The organism is Leptothoe sp. LEGE 181152 (assembly GCF_032906605.1).
Taxonomy (GTDB): Bacteria; Cyanobacteriota; Cyanobacteriia; order Phormidesmidales; family Phormidesmidaceae; genus Leptothoe; species Leptothoe turfae.
On record NZ_JASATU010000009.1, the window covers coordinates 177,372 to 196,162 of the forward strand.

At 48.8% G+C, this 18,791-nt stretch carries 16 protein-coding genes; 9 read left to right on the forward strand and 7 right to left on the reverse strand.

What is annotated here, in order from left to right; genetic code table 11:
- Window positions 1-3 precede the first annotated feature (3 nt).
- The 3 genes from QGP82_RS06010 to QGP82_RS06020 form a co-directional block, all read right to left on the reverse strand.
- Window positions 4-405 (reverse strand): lasso peptide biosynthesis B2 protein, encoded by a 402-nt coding sequence (locus QGP82_RS06010; protein ID WP_031293272.1) that lies wholly within the window; start codon window positions 403-405, stop codon window positions 4-6.
- A gap of 68 nt (window positions 406-473) precedes the next feature.
- A complete protein-coding gene (locus QGP82_RS06015) occupies window positions 474-755 on the reverse strand; it encodes a PqqD family peptide modification chaperone (RefSeq protein WP_023074035.1) in 282 nt (93 codons plus the stop codon).
- A 400-nt stretch (window positions 756-1,155) separates the two neighbouring features.
- Complete coding sequence (locus tag QGP82_RS06020) at window positions 1,156-2,034, reverse strand: hypothetical protein (RefSeq protein WP_499057704.1); 879 nt, start codon at window positions 2,032-2,034, stop codon at window positions 1,156-1,158.
- Window positions 2,035-2,757: 723 nt separating this feature from the next.
- Here QGP82_RS06020 and QGP82_RS06025 point away from each other — a divergent pair.
- The gene (locus QGP82_RS06025; RefSeq protein WP_348918274.1) at window positions 2,758-3,123 is read left to right on the forward strand and encodes a lasso peptide biosynthesis B2 protein; all 366 of its coding nucleotides are present in this window, start codon (window positions 2,758-2,760) and stop codon (window positions 3,121-3,123) included.
- An 18-nt stretch (window positions 3,124-3,141) separates the two neighbouring features.
- Entirely contained in the window at window positions 3,142-3,351 is a 210-nt protein-coding gene (locus QGP82_RS06030) for a Nif11-like leader peptide family natural product precursor (RefSeq protein ID WP_023074032.1), read from the forward strand.
- Between the two features lie 19 nt (window positions 3,352-3,370).
- Here the strand turns inward: QGP82_RS06030 and QGP82_RS06035 are convergent, their stop codons facing one another.
- A complete protein-coding gene (locus tag QGP82_RS06035) occupies window positions 3,371-4,468 on the reverse strand; it encodes a hypothetical protein (RefSeq protein WP_163670597.1) in 1,098 nt (365 codons plus the stop codon).
- Between the two features lie 446 nt (window positions 4,469-4,914).
- Here QGP82_RS06035 and QGP82_RS06040 point away from each other — a divergent pair, with 446 nt between their 5' ends.
- From QGP82_RS06040 to QGP82_RS06055, 4 genes are all read left to right on the forward strand, one after another.
- Complete coding sequence (locus QGP82_RS06040) at window positions 4,915-6,714, forward strand: asparagine synthetase B family protein (RefSeq protein WP_499057707.1); 1,800 nt, start codon at window positions 4,915-4,917, stop codon at window positions 6,712-6,714.
- 326 nt (window positions 6,715-7,040) lie between these two features.
- Window positions 7,041-7,976 (forward strand): P-loop NTPase family protein, encoded by a 936-nt coding sequence (locus QGP82_RS06045; protein ID WP_499057709.1) that lies wholly within the window; start codon window positions 7,041-7,043, stop codon window positions 7,974-7,976.
- A 38-nt stretch (window positions 7,977-8,014) separates the two neighbouring features.
- Window positions 8,015-8,779: an SAM-dependent methyltransferase gene (locus QGP82_RS06050; protein WP_499057711.1), complete on the forward strand. Its 765-nt coding sequence runs from the start codon at window positions 8,015-8,017 to the stop codon at window positions 8,777-8,779.
- Window positions 8,780-8,816: 37 nt separating this feature from the next.
- Complete coding sequence (locus QGP82_RS06055) at window positions 8,817-10,055, forward strand: cytochrome P450 (RefSeq protein ID WP_499057714.1); 1,239 nt, start codon at window positions 8,817-8,819, stop codon at window positions 10,053-10,055.
- Between the two features lie 38 nt (window positions 10,056-10,093).
- Here QGP82_RS06055 and QGP82_RS06060 read toward each other — a convergent pair whose 3' ends face one another.
- Window positions 10,094-10,381: a PqqD family protein gene (locus QGP82_RS06060; RefSeq protein WP_499057715.1), complete on the reverse strand. Its 288-nt coding sequence runs from the start codon at window positions 10,379-10,381 to the stop codon at window positions 10,094-10,096.
- 348 nt (window positions 10,382-10,729) lie between these two features.
- Here QGP82_RS06060 and QGP82_RS06065 point away from each other — a divergent pair, with 348 nt between their 5' ends.
- On the forward strand, window positions 10,730-12,553 hold the full coding sequence (locus tag QGP82_RS06065; RefSeq protein ID WP_499057717.1) for an ABC transporter ATP-binding protein: 1,824 nt from the start codon (window positions 10,730-10,732) through the stop codon (window positions 12,551-12,553).
- Window positions 12,554-12,610: 57 nt separating this feature from the next.
- On the opposite strand, the gene murJ is transcribed toward QGP82_RS06065, so the two are convergent.
- On the reverse strand, window positions 12,611-13,993 hold the full coding sequence (gene murJ / locus QGP82_RS06070; protein WP_499057719.1) for a murein biosynthesis integral membrane protein MurJ: 1,383 nt from the start codon (window positions 13,991-13,993) through the stop codon (window positions 12,611-12,613).
- Between the two features lie 459 nt (window positions 13,994-14,452).
- On the opposite strand from murJ, the gene QGP82_RS06075 reads away from it, so the two are divergent.
- Both QGP82_RS06075 and QGP82_RS06080 read left to right on the forward strand, forming a co-directional pair.
- Window positions 14,453-16,348, forward strand: a complete 1,896-nt coding sequence (locus QGP82_RS06075) for an asparagine synthetase B family protein (protein ID WP_499057721.1) — start codon at window positions 14,453-14,455, stop codon at window positions 16,346-16,348.
- 84 nt (window positions 16,349-16,432) lie between these two features.
- Window positions 16,433-17,623, forward strand: coding sequence for a nucleotidyltransferase domain-containing protein (locus tag QGP82_RS06080; RefSeq protein ID WP_499057723.1), 1,191 nt, complete (start codon window positions 16,433-16,435; stop codon window positions 17,621-17,623).
- On the opposite strand, the gene QGP82_RS06085 is transcribed toward QGP82_RS06080, so the two are convergent.
- A complete protein-coding gene (locus QGP82_RS06085) occupies window positions 17,547-18,779 on the reverse strand; it encodes an O-antigen ligase family protein (protein WP_499057725.1) in 1,233 nt (410 codons plus the stop codon). The two genes, QGP82_RS06080 and QGP82_RS06085, sit on opposite strands and share 77 nt — an antisense overlap.
- Window positions 18,780-18,791 lie beyond the last annotated feature (12 nt).

The following is an 18,791-nucleotide window of genomic DNA, read 5'->3' on the forward strand; positions in this document are numbered from 1 at the left end:
TGTCTACTTACCGTAAAATGCAACAACCTGATATTGAGCAGCGATCGCCCCGCCCGTAATCGTTTGCTCCCCAACACGTAGCCAAGCGTGTGCCGCCAGCTGAGTGCCTTCGTTGCTGAGTCCTAGATAGAGCGTACTGGAAATCCCACGCATCCGCAGCATGAGCTTTCCTGAGATAGCTTGTGCCAAACAGTTACTGCGCCAAGGCGTGTAAGGGCTTACCATAGTGATAGCTGTGGCAATCTGTTGGGCAATCAGCTGGTGAGACCCCGTGCAAACTTTAGGCGTTTCACAATTCAGATGGCCAAGACAAGATCCGAGAAGACGCAACGGTAAAACAAGTACCGCACAGCGAGACAACGCCAGCAGTACAGTTGCTTCCAACAACATGAACTGTGTTGCCATCGGCAGGTTAATGTAGCGCCCTACTCTATAGCGCCATCCTGGTAGAGCCCTATCTATATTGCTGTGCACTATGATTCAACAACATGGGCTACTTTTTCATCGATCATCCGCTGTAGAAAAGCTTGTGTATCAGCGAGACAAGTATCCGCTGATACCGCATAACGTTCCTGCAAGGCGGCGCAAATCTCAGCAATTGTTACAGGGTGCTGTATTAAATGCCAGATCTCGCTCCCCACAGAGTCGAGCGCGAAGTAATTATCTGTCTCCAGACTCATCATCATCACTTCGTTGCCTAAGTTAGCTGCGATGAGGTCTTCTTTTTGCACAATTTTAGTTGTCAGCTCAAGCATTTACATCTCCCAGGGGCATGTGTGAAGTGCATCTCGATTATGCAAATAAAGCCCTCATCTTCAACCCATCTCTCTCAGAATCTATCGATGCTGTTTTGACTCAGTAGATATCATGAAGGTCTACAAGCACCAGCTTCTACATTAGGGATGAAAGGACCGCTGTTGGTATCCTTAACGCTAATTTTTTTTAGCTCGGGAGCTGTCCATTGTTTTTTATGGGTAGATGCTTCGTTTTTCATCCTGCTCAATCCTCGTTAATGATTTTAATGTTGCACAAGGGTGTTTAGCATCCCTTTCGAGATGCTACTAATTCATATTTCCCAAATTCACAAAGAAAACTTAGTCTAAACCAGGTCTAACGGTAAAATTTAAATTGATTATCCGCAGACTCAGAAGCCCTTTAAAGAGAATGTACTTTCTGCAATAGTTTGATCTGATTGATAAGTGAAAAACCATTCTTAGGTCTTGTTAGCTGGTGTATCTGGCCAGCACGAATCAGTTCAGCCGTCTGCCTAAAGAGTCGTTTTTGTACGCCCAACGCTTGGGTGTACTCCCCTCGAAAGACATTCTTAACAATGGCAGCTGTCATCTCTGGCAGTGATAGTGGTGTAATTTCAACGGTCTCAACATCGGCTGGGTTAAGCAAATAGATCATTTTCAGGGCGGTGGGCACTGAAGCCAGCTCATCCTGTAATAAACGCGAGTACTTATCTTCCTTTTGCCATACCCTTTGCATCAGTTTTTTATTGTGTCCCAGCTGCTGGATGGTGTCATGCCATAATCTAAGCTGGGCCATGCCTGGCAGTACCTGGAACCCACGGCCTGGAGAAAACTCAAGAGCGCATAGGTCTTCTGCCAACAGTTTATACCCAGCATCGATCAAGCCTGCCGCCAGGGTTGATTTTCCAGAACCGGATGGCCCCATAAAAATTAAGGCACCTTGGTCAGTTGCGATCGCACTTGCATGGAGAATCAGCTGATGGCGCTGATGGAGTAATGCACCAATGCATTGGGAAAATAAATACAACCGGATAAGATTATCAGAACAACCTGCATGGGGCTGAACCACAATCTCGCAGCCATTGGTGACATAATAATTAGCGATATTGTCAAGACGCAATAGATAAGCGTCTGGTTTAACCTGACTAAATCCATCATCAAGCTGTTGCCCCTCTAAGATACTAGGGACAAAGCCAACTCTGATGACAACATCGGGGCTTGAGTGAGCGGCGGCAATGGGCGATAGTTCGGGACATTCGAATTCCGATACGATATGCAACCCAAATCCACAATAATGATGAAAATGATTGTTTGGATGGTGTAGACGTATCTTCAATTGTTCAGTGGTTTTTGTCTCTAAATCGATCCACATCCTTTCCCCTTTAAAAAACCAGAATCCTGGATTTAGATTTTTCAGATAAATTAGGAGACGATTACAATAGACTAAAAATCTCTACTACTCAGATCTTGCCCTAAGGTCGGTTGTGAAGCTCGAACCCACGCTGGGTTAAAAACCCAACGCTAATTGAGGGCTGTCCACTCAAGGGACAAGATTGGCTGGGCAGCTCTAAATAGAGAGCTTTTAGGGATTCTTTAACCGCTTGAGCGGTTTTGAGCCAGTTAGCCTTGCGACTTTGAGTCTAAGGCGGGTTAATGCTTCCTTGCCAGGTGCAAGATCTCAGTACTAACTTAATGGTCTTACAAAAAGAGGATCTCAACGATTGTGTAAGCTGCCATCAGTAGTTATACGAATGTTGTCTAAATCAATCTTTGAACTGTTAAAAACCATTGGGCAACAAGTTAATATTGAATGAAATTTATGTATTTTTACAAGTGTTTTACCGGTGAGGGTCGAGTATTATTCACCTGTTTTGTTGAGTATGTGTAAAAATCGAAAGTTATCATTATCTTAACCACGTTAGTTCGTAAGTTCCGTACGCTATGGAGTTTAGATGTCGAGAGCCGGTGGCTGTTACTACAGACTTTTCTGCTCTTGCCATCAGTGGCCCTATCCTTAAAATTCTGGGGGCTAAAGTTCACCCAAGCAATTTTAGTAAAACTGTTCCCTATCCCAGCTTCGCCGCCACCTAATCATTCACACCGGCTTATTACCACAACTCGGATGGTGCAGTTGGCAGTAAAATACTGTCAGCCTTGGGCTAACTGTTTAAAAAAATCATTAGTATTATGGAGCTTACTACGAGCTCAGGGGATTGATGGCCAGTTGCGCATTGGGGTGCGACAAGATGCCCAAAAATTTGAAGCCCATGCCTGGGTAGAGTGGCAAGACTTGATCCTGGGCGATCGCCAGGATGTGCGGGAAAGATTTGCCATGTTTGATCGCCCCATTGACATTTCTTCTTTGTAAGTAAATTAAGTAAACAAGATGTCGATTCAAACTGCCTTACAATTTATTCAGCATGTTCGTAGCAATGAGACAGTTCAACATCAGCTTGAATCGACGGATCTACAGGTGGGGTTAGCTGCGTTGGTAGATATCGGAGCTATGTATGGCTTTGAATTTACGATGGAAGAACTGCAACAGGCGCACAGACATGACTGGATGATGCGCTGGGTTCATTATCAGTCTTACTGAAAATGAACAGGCAAAGCGTTCAATCCATGGACACTGATATCGAGCTTGGCTTACTTGCTGAGGGTGGAGAGAGCCATTCGTGGGCAAACCATAAATATCCTTTTGCTTCCAAGGGAGAGTGGGGATGATAGACCACCTTAATGTGGCTGACGCGGCGGCTCAGGCTAGTAAAACAGTTCTGAGGTCGCAATAATGAGGCCTTAATCAACTCCCCCGGCCAATGGGTGGGGATAGTCATGGGGGTGGTTTGTCCTGGCCATTGCAAAAAAGCTTGTCGCTTGGCAGGCGTACAGCATCCCTGATCAACGAGGGTATCTAAAAAATTGGCCCAACCGGGTTCATCCTGGGGCTGCTTTAGGAAAATACATTCAAAGCCTAACTTGGGATATACCTGTTGCCCCACATCCAGGCACACCGTGATCCGATCCATTTGGGTCGCTAGTTTTGTCATAAGTGACTCGATTTCATCGGTTTGGCCTAGCCATTTTATCCGTTGCAAGTACGGGACCAACAGCTCCGGCTGTAGGCGCTTGACATTCACCCGCAATGCCTCGACAGAACGGGACAACATGACGCCAATATGGCTGACGAAAATACCTTCTGGACAAGCCGTAAAGCAACGTTTTAACGAATCCTGCCAGGGTACCCAAGTGGATCCCAGAAGACTATTCAATACTTGGCTGGCCTGCATAAACGATTGGGATGGATCTGAAAGATGGGTGGGTAAAGCAAAGAAGAGTGAGGGCAACAGCCGAGGGTTTGAGACATCACTGTCAAACTCAAGCCAAATCTCTGGAATGCTGTCATGAAGACTGGAGTCGGGATCCGACCAGTGATGGAGGAAGGTCTGAATGTGGTTCCATAGCGGATTAATTGCCAAGGATGGCTCGGCAAGATATTTTTTCAATAGCGCTGGTTCATCATTGCCAGATATGACACATTGTTGAATGTCCACCTGGGGTGAGTTGTCCCCTAGACGACACTCAAATCCACCCCGTAAAATCGGGGCCATCTGACTGGCAAGGATTTTGAGCCCAGGCACCTGGTTTGGCTCCAATAATGCGGCGGAGAGTTGGGGTAAGAGTAAGTCAATGGATTCAGCAAATACAGCCGTCATCGGTTTTAGGAGTGTTATGCGCAAGTTAACTAGCTGATGCCCTCGTTAACCTGGAAATGGGCTGATTAGCAACTAACGTTAAGCCATAAATACGATAGCGCCATAGAGTTAGACCTTCAACAGTTAGGTCTTTATGATCACCATAATGGGTCAGTAATCCCATTTAGTCTTCAGATAGATCGGGTTAATCTTTCCTTTAGGTGATTCAATAACTCCCATGGTGTACATAATTTTGCGTAGGGGCCTACGCCTGCTTTACTGCGGTGATTTATGTGTTTTTACGAGTGTTTTTAAAAGTGTTTTCCGCTTATCATTCGTTTGTTTTGTTGAGTATGCGTAAAAACCGAAAATCATAATTATCGTCACTGTGGACAATCCAGAAACTGTAGTCACTGCTTGAAAGGCACATGTGATCCGATCGCACTTTTGGACCTTTTTCTAATACTATGAGTGGTTTTGTTGCTATTCTCAATGGAGAGAGTCACCCCCTTGACTGTTCTTTGCTTCAGCAAATGACAGATTTAATGGTGTTTCGCGGCCCAGATGCCCAGAATATCTGGAGTGAAAGTTATGTGGGGCTTGGCCATGCCCTGTTGCGCACCACTTGGGAATCTGAGCAAGAACGGCAACCCCATAGTTTAAATGGCACGGTTTGGTTAACTGGAGATATCCGTCTCGATCGCCGTCAGGGGGTAATCGATCAACTCCGCCAGGCTGGGTGCATGGTAAAATCAGAGGCCGCCGATGTTGAACTGGTTTTACAAGCTTATCAGGTTTGGCAAGAGAATTGTTTAGACAGACTGAGTGGAGATTTTGCCTTTGCCCTATGGGATGGTCCCCGGCAGCGTCTGTTTTGTGCGCGGGATCAGTTTGGGGTGGTGCCGATCTACTATGCCACCGTTGGTAACGGTGTCATCGTCAGCAACCATTTGAATTGTCTACGGCTGCATTCGCACGTGTCCGATTATTTGAACGAGCAGGCGATCGCAGACCTACTGTTGTTCAGTATGAATATGGATCGCAGCAGTACCACCTTTGCCGATATTCAACGGTTGCCCCCAGCTCACACCCTGATATGGTCCGCAGGCAAGGTGCGTATCCAGCAGTACTGGCAGTTGCCAGAACAGGTGGAAATGCTCCACTATAAAGACCCACGGGAGTATATCGAACACTTTCGAGAATTATTTGACCGGTCTGTGGCCGATCGGCTGCGTACCGGTCAAGTAGGTACCCATTTAAGTGGCGGCATGGACTCCACCAGTATTGCGGCCACGGCCCATGGTTTGTTGAAAACAACTTGTGGCTTTAAGGTTGACCTCCGGGCCTACGCGATTGTTTACGACCATTTGATCGAAGAAGATGAGGGGACCTATGCGGCACAGGTTGCTCAACAGGCTGGATTGCCCCTGGAATACCTTATTGCAGAAGATTTTATTGAGCAAGCTCCCCCAGAGAGACCAGACTATCGTTATCCTGAACCTCTCCTAATTCCCACCCAGGTGGCAGAGGTGGAGATTATTCGCCGGGTAGCCACCTATGGTCGCGTCTTACTGCAAGGATTTGGCGGGGATCCCGCCCTTTATCCAGTGCCCATCAATCTATCTCAGTTACTACAATACCAGTATTTTATTCCTAATCTCCTGGGCTGTATGGGAACACTTCGCTCAAAGCTCCGCCTCCGAACTCGCCTTAATCGATGGCTTGGAAGAGACCAAACGATGGTGTTACCTGGCTGGTTTAACCCAGATTTTGCTAAACGAACGGACCTAGTCGCAAGATTGCAAGAACAATTGACGATATCACGACAACTAGAACGCTATGGGATGGCCGATGAACCCCTTTGGTCTAACATTTTTGGCTGGTCTGACCCTGGCTTCAGCGGCTTCCCCGTTAAATCGCGCTTTCCCTTTTTCGATTTGCACCTGGTGTTATTTTTACTGTCCGTCCCACCAGTCCCCTGGTTCCAAAGTAAGTTCTTGTTACGGGAAGCGATGCAGGGGCGATTGCCAGATTCTGTGCGGCAGCGGCCTAAAACCCCTTTAGGTGAGTCTCCCCATTACAAGTTGATGCAACAGCGAGGCATCCAACCCTGGATGACAGAATTAATTCATACCACTGCGTTAACACCTTATATTAAGTCAGAACAACTATTACAAACGTTGCAAAAGCCTGAAACTCTCACTTCCCTGGGCTATAATCAGGCATCAAGCGTTTTACAACTTGCTTATTGGCTATGCCATTCATAGCATCCATAGGCTGAGTTTCATTTCAGTCAAGAATAACGGCACTCAAGTAGCATACTACAGGATGATTATCATGTCTCAAACGACTCCTAATAAGACACCAAAATCAGGCAAGCGTCTATACCATTCTCCTAAATTCGATAAATTAGGTAAAGTGAGTGAGCTTACACTGACTAGCACAACATTTGTGGGTTCAGACGGTGGCAGTGGAATTTTCCAATATGCTTCATAGCTGACGTTTTGAACGGTCTATATCTGTGCCTCAACAAGCTTCTAAGCAGAATAAAACATACAGGATTTATGGCCTGACCCTCCAGGTAAATCGATGTTTGCCTAATCTCATCTCCGCTAGCCCTGATTTACCCATTGATGTCAAGGTTGACTTAATGGGTGGAGAGAAATCCCAGATACCGTCTCCTGATGTTGAGTTTGTGTCGTCGGGATTGACGGTTGTCACCAAGGCCGATGTACCCTATTACCAACTTTGGTTTCGTGGCGATGGACAGCTTAATTTTGAGATCGATGCTCTGGGTACTGACATTTCAGCCACCTGGGATCGCTCGGTTCTAGAAGAAGTTACTGGCCTCTTAGTGGGACCCGTTTTAGCTTGTGTGTTGCGGTTGCGAGGTAGGTTGTGTCTTCATGCCTGTGTGGTTGCCATGGGGAAACAGGCCATTGCCATCGTAGGTGACACCGGAGCCGGAAAATCAACTACAGCAGCAGCCTTGGTCAGTCAAGGCTATCCAATGCTGGCTGATGATGTGGCGGTACTGGACAATTCATCCCAGTCTTGGCATGTCCATCCGGGCTATCCTCGTCTACGGCTATGGCCTGAAACGATCCAGGCTGTATATGGATCAGAGGCTGATTTGACAAGGGTTTTTAGCTTTTCGGAGAAACGTTTTGTTGAGTTAACTCCCAGTGATTCTCCGGCGCTCAATAAAACGGCATGGAACTTTTACCCTCATCCCCTACCGTTGTCGGCTATTTATGTCTTAGATACCGTGAATAAAGATCAGCGGACAGCGGCAGTGCCAACAATCGAACCCATTTCCCCGGCTGCCGCTGTGATGCTGATGATGAGACATCGATCGGCTGGCCAGTTGATGAACGCGGATGCCGATCAGCAAGCTAGGGAATTTGCAGCGATGAGTTCTGTGGTCAGGGATGTACCTGTGCGAAAGGTGAAACGCAGTCATAATTTGCAGGCACTGTCTCAACTCTGTGATGCGATTGTAGAAGATGTGAGGCTGAGTGCGGTCTAGAGCTGCAATGCCATTAACCCAGGAATTGTTAGATGACCATGGACACTGGAGTAGTCTTGGACTTAGATCGTTTTTATTCAACTGAATCGGTTCAGGCCTGGAAACAGATTATTGGTGAAGATTTACATTATCATTTTGGTTATTTTCGAGGTACTGAAACATTAGAAACAGGCTTAAAACAAACGGTTAGAAATTATTATCCCCATATTCCCTTAGGTTCAAACGTTTTAGATGTTGGCTGTGGTTGGGGTGGTCCGGCCCAACTATTAATTGCAGAACGGGAATGCACGGTCACTGGGATTACCTGTAGTACGGCCCAAGTGAATTATTGCCAAAGCCTAGGTTTACAGGTATGGCAACAGAATTTAGATCAAGATTCTAGGAGAATTCCTGGCGATTATGATGTGATAATTAGCCTTGAAATGATTTCCCATATTCAGGACAAATTAAGCTTGCTACATCGTCTACGTTCCTGTGGATCACGCTTAATTTTGTCAGAAAGCTGTGCGGCAGATGGTTATAGCGGTGATCGTTTAACATTTGGTAACTCCATTGTGCTTTGCACTGTTTCTGAACTGGTGCGCAATTTGGAGTCGGCAGGCTGGACCATTCAATCTATAAAAAATCGACGGGTTTACTCCCTAAGGACGATCTTACTTTGGCAACAGAATTTTGAGCGAATCTATGGTGATTCTGAACCCCCTGGACAGCTTGGTGTTTTGCGTGGCCTGGTGGATACTGCGTTGCGATCGCCCAGAGGTTGGTGTCAGTCTTTCCCGTTGATAGACATCGTGGCAAATTGAGGTATTTCATTTAACGTTAGCTGCTAAAAAAGCCGAAATGGACTGTCTACCTTTTGACCCTCGATTACCAGAGTTTCGGGCCAATCCCTATCCTACCTATCGTTATCTGCAGACCCATCATCCCATTTATTATCGGCCTGACCATAACGACTGGTTACTGACGCGCTACGCTGATGTTGCAGACGTTCTCAAAAGTTCTAAGTTTGGTCGTACAGAACATCACCAGTCATCGGTAAAACAAATCAGCAGTCAACGGCCTCTGCATCGATTCTTCAAACTGCGTCAGGAAAGCCAAAACCTGATGGGCCTATGGTTAGTGCTGAGAAACCCGCCCGATCACAGCAGAATTCGTTCTCTTTTACATCATCCCTATCGGCCTGTTCAGGTTCAGGCCTTGCGATCGCATCTGCAAACAACAGTCCATACCCTGATTGATCGGGTCCAAGCTCAAGGCCAGATGGACCTGATTGCAGATCTCGCCTATCCCCTTACCCTCAGTTTAAACTGCAAAATCTTAGGTATTCCGCCCCAAGCTTGGCATCCCAAATTTAAGCAGTGGTCAGAAGATTTATCTGTAATTGCAGATATGGATGTAACCCCCATGGCAAGAGAGCGGGGACTATTAGCGATCGCAGGCTTAGCTGACTACTTTAAAGGTTGGTTTGAGCAATGTCGCAACATTACTCAAGGCCAGGACAACTTAATTGCCACCCTGATGCAAGCCGTAGCCGACCATCAGTTAAGTGAAACAGAACTGCTCTCAACTTGTATATTCATGTTTACCGTTGGGCACTCTTCCACCGCAAATTTATTGGGCATAAGCATGCTCACCTTACTTCAACATCCGCATCAACTGCAGCTACTCCAGAGTGAGCCATCCTTAATGGGGACGGCAATTAATGAAGTCTTGCGTTACGACAGTCCGGTGCAGGGTGTCTCACGCAAAGCACTGGTGGATGTTGAACTCGACGATCACATGATTCCACAGGGGCAAGTGGTGAACTGTATTATCGCTGCCGCTAATCGAGATCCGGCTAAATTTTCTGAACCTGATGTCTTTAACATTAAACGTAGCCCCAATCCTTTCCTGTCCTTTGGCCAAGGCATTCATCTGTGTATCGGCAAACATATGGCTAAACTTGTGGCGGAAATCACCGTGGGGACTCTAGTACAGCGTTTACCTAAGTTATCCTTCGTATCCACAGCGCCAGAGGCTTTCGACTGGGAAGAGTCTTTTCTGGGACGGGGATTAAAATCATTGCCGCTCTCATTTTAATCAATCGAGCCAGCGTGATTATAAAGTAGCCAAGGAGGTTATGCAGCAATCAGTTCAACTAAACCATGGGTTAATAATTCGTCAATTAATGTTTCCACATCATGCTGTAGCAGTGTTGGCTCCACATCATATTCAGTTTGCAAGGTGGCGATGGCCGTTTCAATGGACTCTTTCTCAATCAAGGTTTGCCACATATGAGTCCCCACATCATCCAGTCCAAAATATTCCTCAGTTTGAATATTTAACAACACAGACTCTCCGGCTAAGTCTTGAGCTAACACATGGGAGGTCACGGATAGTCCTTGATCTAACGAAAATTGCATCATAGTTTTAGGATTGTTGAACGAAATCGGGATCTGGAACCCATAGTCTGGAGAAAACTCAAGAGCGCAATTGATTCACATTCTTTTCCTGTGACAAACTAGAATCTTAGATTTAGATTTTGCAGATAGACTTCAGATAAACTTAGGGATCGATTACGGCAAGCCAAAAATCTCTACTAAATCAATGGTCTTACAACAAGAGGATCTCAACGATTGTGTGAGTTGCCATCAGTAATTATACGAATGTTGCCTGAATAATTTTCCAGACTGTCAAAAACACTTTTTATAGTATTAAATGAGTACGCTGAGCACTATTCAGGTCACACAGTCCAACCCAAGTCAGGAACTGAGATGCAGCGTTGGCTTCGATCCCTTGTTCCGCAAGGAATATACCTTATTATTGCCATCAAAATTATTTGGCAAAGCGCACCGCAGTGGACATGTGTAAGCTCTCTATTGCTAGTGTTTCAGGGGCTGCTGCCTGCCACCTTTTTCTATGTCAGTAAAGTAATTGTAGACAATATTGGAGCTATCTTTAGTACAGCTCATGCCCTTCCCAATTCATGGCATAGCTATACTCACCTGATGCCATGGTTAGTAGTACTTGGGGGCATTGCCATTGTTGATATTGTCTTAACAAGCACCACTGACTTGGTCAACACGGCACAGGGTGAAAAAGTAACCAATAGCCTGCAAGATATTCTCCATGCAAAATCCATTGCCGTAGATTTGGCATACTACGAAAATCCTCAGTATTATGATGTGCTCCAACGGGCTCAAAATGAAGCATCTTTTCGCTGTAATCAAATTTTGAGTAGTCTGGCGAATGTCTTCAAAAATGCTGTTTTGCTAGCTGCCCTCAGTGGACTTTTGCTGTCTATTTCTTGGCAGATTATCGCTCTTCTAGTGGCTGCCTCCCTCCCTGCTTTGTGGGTTCGGCTGAAATATACCCGTGTCTTTTACCGCTGGCAACGTCGCCGTACAGCCTTGCAGCGCCAATCTTTTTATATGAGTCATTTGCTGACGGAGGCAAAGTTTGCTAAAGAAATTCGCCTGTTCAATTTAGGCTCATTTTTAAGACGTCGGTATCGCACAGTACAAACTAAAATTTATCGAGAAAAATTAGCGATCGCAACCAAGCAAGCTGTCTACAACTTTAGCACCCAACTCTTTGGTGGAGTATTGTTACTCGTTAGCTATGGCTATATTATTTATCGAGCATTTAACAACGAATTTACCTTTGGTGACTTAGTTCTTTATTATCAAGCTATGCAGCGAGGGCAAACCGCATTAAAACAGTTTTTTAATAGTTTGGCGCAACTCCATGAAAATAATCTATTCCTCAAAAATATCTTCGAATTTCTGGAACTAACACCTCATGTGCTGGAACCTGAGCAGCCCCAAGTAATGCCCACCACATTTCAGGAAGGCATTGTTTTCGAGCAGGTTAATTTTAAATATCCCAACACTCAACGCCAGGTTCTGCACAACATTAACCTCAGGGTTGCCCCAGGTGAAACCATTGCCCTAGTCGGTGAAAATGGATGTGGGAAGACGACGCTGATTAAGCTACTTTGTCGGCTGTATGATCCCACATCAGGAGATATCTACTTAGAGAGTAAAAATATTAAACACTACGCAATTTCCGAGCTGCGACGACAAATCAGCGTTATTTTTCAAGACTATGCCAAGTACTATCTCACAGCCCGCGAGAATATTAGCTTTGGCAATATTGAACACCACCATGACGTTACACGGATCGAATCTGCGGCTCGTCAGTCTGGTGCTGAGTCAATTATTCAAACGCTTCCTAAGGGCTATGAAACTATTTTAGGCAAACTCTTTGATCAAGGCGAAGAACTAAGCATAGGCCAATGGCAAAAAATTGCCTTAGCCCGAGCCTTTTTGCGAGACTCACAAATTATGGTTTTAGATGAACCCACTGCCGCTATGGATCCCAAGGCAGAATATGCTGTGTTTCAAAAATTAAAAAGCTTAGCTCGTCACCAGGCGATTGTTCTGATTAGTCATCGTATGTCCACTGTGAGGCTGGCCGACCGTATTTATGTAATAGAACAGGGAAAAATCGTTGAATGTGGCAGCCACGCTGAGCTGATGAACAATCAAGGGCTTTATTTCCAGTTGTTTGAAATACAAGCTGAAAAATATCGTTAGAGAGAAACGGATATTTGCTCTCAAGTACAAGCCCACAGGGGCATGGAAGTTAACTTGTCAGGGTTTCAACACCAATCGCTCCCGCAGCCAAAGCCACATGCCAAGGCTCAACACCCCATCGACCACACTGCTCCCCAGCGCCAGCCCCGCAACGCCTAGGGATTGATATAGAAAACCGTTAAATAAAATGTTTAACCCCAGACTCCAGGCGCTCAGCCAGCCTAATGCTCGATGGGCGCGGAGCACATGTAGGACGCGGACCAGCAGTTCTCGGCTCAGGTACGCCCCCAGCCCCAACCCATAGCAGCGTAGTACGTGCCCCACCAGTAATGTCGCTTCCAGGTCAAAGGCCCCCCGCCGATACGTCAGTGCCACAATGGGGGTGGCCAACAGTGCCATCAGCCCGCCCATGGGTAAAACGAATCGGAGCATAAGACTTAAAGCTCGTTGCGATCGCTCCCATAGCTCCCCAGGCTCATTCGCCACCTGCGCCAAGTTTGGCACCAGCGGTACGAGCATCACATTGGAAAAAATCCCTGCCGGGGCCTGCACTACTAGAAACGCCAGCGTTAGCGCACTGGCCGCCGCCCCCGGCTCAGGTAGCCATGAGGCAAAGGCCAAGTCAATGTACCAGTTTGCTCGGGTAACACTCATAAATAAGCAGCTAGAGGCAATCAAACGCAGCGCCACGCGGATTTCTGACCACAGGCCCAGATGTCGCCAAGCCACACTCAACGAATGACTAAGCGGGTACCCCCGCAGGCCCAGCCACAGTACTCCCCACTGCAGCACCGCCCCTGCTAAGTAGGCCCAGGCCAGCACCTGGCCGCTCGCTAGGTCAGCGCTATTGAGCTGTTGTTTGACCCCATGGTTAAACCAAAATGCGCCTGCGATCGCAGCCAAACTCGACAGCAGCGGACTCAGCGTTGGCAGCCAATAGTTACGATGCCAGGTCAACAGACCAATGTTGAGGCCGATCATGCTGCCGAACCACACCGTCGCAGCCATAATTTGCAACTGCCGAATTGCCAAGCCTCGGAGGTCACCCGCCCCCACCGCCAGCCCCGGCGCGATCAGATCAATACCCTGGGGAGCCAACCAAACTAGCAAGCCAGTCACCCCCAACATTGCTCCACCGATCACCACCGTTAATGCCCGAACAATGGCCCTGGACTTCTCCGGAGGATAGTTCGCCAAAATAGTCAAAACGGCACTGTGCAACGGGCCATTAATCCCCCCCAGGACAACTAGAAACAGGTTTGGTAATAAAACTGCATACTGGAAGGCTCCATAGAGCGGCCCAATCCCAAAAACAGCTGCGTTTACCTGCTCTCGCATCAAACCAGCCAGCCGGGTGGCCAGGGTTGCCCCCGCCACGACGCTGGCCGATGAAGTCAGAATTTGAACAATTTTTGGAAACAGGGACAAACGCTTGGGCAAGACTCAATCCTAACTAAGATTTAAGTTTGCTTCGTTGAAGACCAGTAAAGTCTCCACAGTACCGTAAGCTGACATTGAACAAACCTTCCTTCTCGTAGAAAACAACAGTGTTTACCCATAGAACAGAAAGATTTTTGTAAGTGTAGTCCTCTTAAGCCTTAGCCGTTGGTTTACCAAGAATCCGAGAAAAATATTGTCAGTACGCTCACTGTATTTTCACGCAGAAAATCAACACCATTAGCACCAGTCAATAGAGAAAGTTCAATCTAACAGATTTTTTGAATTAATAGTCTGGTTAAATAGTCTAATGTGACATTTTTAATCGTATGCAGTAGGTTGTGGTGCCAGTGTCTATTCTTAGTAGAACAGTTTAACCAGGACATGCAGACACCGGTGAACGGTCTAGTGGAAGAAGGTCTATTGATGATTTCTGTTATTAACTAAGGGTCGCACAGCAGCATGAGTGGAATAGTTGGTTTATTTAGTCGGCCCAGTAAGCCGGTCAGTCAAGCATTGCTGCGTCAAATAACAGACAGTATGGTCTTTCGCGGGCCAGATGCCCAAACCTGTTGGCATACACCACTGGCAGGTCTGGGACACGCGCTGCTGAGAACGGCCCCAGAACAGGAGCAGCAACCCCTGACACTAGATCAGTGGGTGTGGATTTCAGCAGACGTACGCTTGGATGGCCGTGATGAGCTCATTGCCAAGCTCAGGTCCTATTATGCCGATATTTCATCGCAGTGCTCGGATGCATCTTTAGTGCTGAGAGCTTACCATGCCTGGGATACGGCCTGTGTTGAGCATCTCCAGGGGGATTTTGCCTTTTTAATCTGGGATGAGGGGCAACAGCGTCTGTTTGCCGCCCGCGACCATTTTGGTGTGGTGCCCTTTTTCTATGCCCAGGTAAAAGAGACTTTGGTGTGTAGCAACACCCTAGACTGTGTGCGTCGCTATCCCGGCGTTAGCGATCGCATCAATGAGCAGGCCATGGCAGACCAGGTGCTATGGGGCATGAATCTGGACTATCCCACCACTCTTTTTGACGATGTGCGCCGGTTACCCCCGGCCCATACCCTAACCTGGGAACCGGGCGTGCTCAAGGTGCGCCCCTACTGGCAGCTGCCTAGGGTGCAACCGCTGACGCTGTACAAGCGCCCAGAAGACTATGTCGAACACTTCTCTGAACTGTTTGAACAGGCCGTATCTGACCGGTTGCGCAGTCCCCAGGTGGCAACTCACCTCAGCGGTGGCATAGATTCCAATAGTATTGCTGCTGTGGCCCAGCACATACTACAGCAACGGGGACAGGCGGGCCGTTTGCAGGCTTTCACAATGCAAGACCGGATCATAATGCCAAAAGAAAACGCCTATGCGGCCATGGTGGCGCACACCATGGGCATTCCCCTAAACACACTCGATGCGACCGGCAGGTATCGCCAGGTGCCCGATTTGCACCCCGCCCGCTCGCCTGTGCTGCCACCGGGCTCTGTCATGGGCAGGCAAACCATAACAACATTGATGCGGCGCTGCGGCGACCATGCCCGCACGGTGCTGACCGGGTTTGGCGGCGACTCGGCCCTGTGCTTTGGTGAGTTTTACCATTGGGAATGGTGGCAGCAGGGGCTGCGACAGCGCTGGTGGCAGGTACAGCTTGATTACTTTAAGACCCACCGCACACCAAGGGTATTCTGGTGGCGGGCCTGTCGGCGCTCCATTATCCGCAACCGGGCAACGGTGCCCCCTGCGTTAGACCACAACTTTGCGGCTCGCTGGCGACTCAAGCAACGGTTTGCCGTCCAGCAGGCCGATGCGTTAGACAAAATCTCTCGCTACGGCATGGGTCACACCGCCGTTTGGTCCAATCTCTTTGAAATGCACGATCCGGGTATGACTGGGCTACCGGTGAAGCCGCTCTACCCCTTCTTTGACCTGCGATTGGTGGAGTTTCTGATGGCGATTCCACCGATTCCCTGGCTGGTGGATAAACGGCTGTTGCGAGAAATGATGTATGGCAAGCTGCCCGAGGCCATTCGCACCCGTAAGAAAATGGTGTTTGAAGCGCCAAAGGACTATGCCACGGTGATGCAGGCGATGTTGCCGGTGTGGATAGAAGAGTTGGTGAGAACCGCGCCGGGATTAGAGGCTTATGTGAATCGCGAGCAACTGTTGAAGATCCTTCGGGCAGCAGATTCGGCAGGAACTGAGGCTATGGAGGCAACAGAGAGACTGTTGGGGCTGGCCTACTGGCTACAGGTTTCTACTGAAGCTAAACCGTTTAGTGAACAACCGTTGACTGTTGCCACAGCTCCGCAAGGAGAACACTGCCGTTATGTTCACTCCTGTAGCCTTTGATGGTGTTATGGGTCCTGGTCTGTCTTAAGTCTTATTTGGTTACCAAAGCCTTGCTAGTGTCACCCCTTTACGCAACCCTTACCCGTGCACTCTCCACAAATTACCCACCTGCTATCCTATCTCAACCAAACAGTGACTAGTGCCGCACTAGAGTCACCTCAATGGCCTGCCCTATTTCATCTATCACAGCGCCACGGCGTCTTGCTTCGGCTCTACCATACCCTGCCTCCTTCCCTCCAATGCCCTCTACAAGAAACCGCCCAATCCCTCACGGTTTACAACTGGCAGCTTGCTAGAACCCTCACCCATCTCCTTTCCACTTTTCACCAGGCCAATCTCCCCGTCCTCCCCTGCAAAGGCCCCACCCTGGCCCTCACCCTCCACGGTGACCTCTCCCGCCGCACCTACTGTGACCTCGACCTGCTGGTCGATGGGACAGATGCCGAGGCCGCCCAGTCTCTTCTCCTGGCCCAGGGCTACTGCCTGCGGGACAGAACTCCCTGGGGCAGCGACTTCACTGCCCCCAACGGCCAATTCAGCATCGACCTACACTGGCAAATCGCCCCGCCCTGCTTTTCCTACCGGCTCGATCTTGCTGCCCTACACCAGCGCTGTCGTCCCCTGCCCTACCTGGGAACTACCCTACCTACCCTCAGTCCAGAAGACCATTTTCTTATCCTTTGCATCCAAATTGTTAAAGACAGTTACTTTGACCGTCTGCGTCTGTCGCAATTTTGTGACCTGGCCGATCTGATGCCCAAACTTGATCCAGAACAGGTGCTCACCCTGGCCGGTAACAACCTCCGTCTGGTGCACTGCGCCCTACAGTTGACCCACCGTTTTATTCCCCTCACCTTGCCCTTACCGCTACAGGAGGAGCACGCCAGCTATAGCGACCCTATCGCTAACCGCCATATTTATCAGGTCGCTGCCACACTCTTCACTGAGCGCGACCCCCACCAGGGCATCTTCAGCCTTTTGCAATCCAACCCTATCAGCAGCAGCAAGCAAGCCTGCCTCCGTGCTCTGCTACTGTGTCAGCACCCCCACCGACCCAGCTGGACCGACCTGCGCTTGCTGACCCATGTTGTTGGCTATGCCCTGACTCCCAATTCCCGCGATCGCACATGGCTTTCCCCGCATTTCTCCCACTGGGGACTGTCCTATCTCGCTCGGCCACTGCGCCTGTTGCATAAGCTTATCCAGATGTTGATGCCTCGTCTTTACCCGTCAGCCCATACACCCCCGCCAACACCATCCAGTGCAGAGCATTAATCCGTCCATCGTAAAACGGTAGGTCAAACAGCGAAAAGCCCAGCAGCCCCCACAGGGCTAGCCCATAGCCCAGCAGTGTTGCCCTGGTTCCGTCCTTGAACAAAGGCAATAGCAGCGATCTCACCCCCCGATAGCACACATATCCCACCGGCAACGCCAGCGCCAGGGTCAGTACCAGTCCTCCCTCTACCAGCAGCATTAGCCCAATATTGTGGGCGTGGGACATCTGCAAATAGTCCTTCAGCGGGTTCAGCGTCGGATATAGCTGTGCAAAGCTGCCCAACCCCCAACCCAGCCAGGGCCTAGCTTGTACCAACTGCCAGGCCACCCACCAAGTATTCAATCGAGAATCATGCTGCAAGCTTTGGTTTATATCTGCCAGTGTCAGCTCGTAGGTGCCGATGCCACCCAAAATCCCACTTCCCACCAGCGCCAGCACGCCTATCCTCCCCAGCCAGTGTAGCCGGCCCCGCAGTTTGCCCAGCCACAGCCACAGCATCAGCTGACTTAAGGCCATCAACCACCCATTACGCGATCCCGAACACACAATGCCAATGCCCACTAACCCCAGTGCGATTACCAGCGTGAGCTGTCGCCAGCGCTGCGGCCACTGCCCCACTAATCCCAACCCCAGCCCCAACAAGACCACCAGATAATTGGCATACACATTAGGGTTCGAAAAAATAGAGGCCGCCCGGTGATAATGCTCTCCCTGATACATCCAATTCACCAGTGTCTGGTCAGCCAAAATGGCCTCCACTCCCGGTGCTTTGAGGATGTACTCCACCAAGCCCACCACATTCACAGGAATTGACGCGAGTAGCAGTCCCCAAGCCAGCCCCCGCCAGTCCGCCACAGAAAACTCCAGGACCAGCAGCACTGCAAATAGCCCAAAGTAGGGCAAATAATGCACCAACCCAAACCCAGCCTTGACCGGGTCATGGGCCAACAATGTCTGTCCCACCATCCAGAGGGCCACTAGCCCCAGCCAGCGCACAATGCCAGGACGCAGCAGCTGCATTTTGTAATTCCATACCGCCAACAGCAGCGTCACCCCCAGCCCCACCAGGCCAACATAAAACGGCAGCCCCAGGTAGCTCAGCCATAGCAGCCGCCCAGAAGAATAGGTATGGTACCAAATCTTCTCTCGTTTCATCCGCAGACAGGT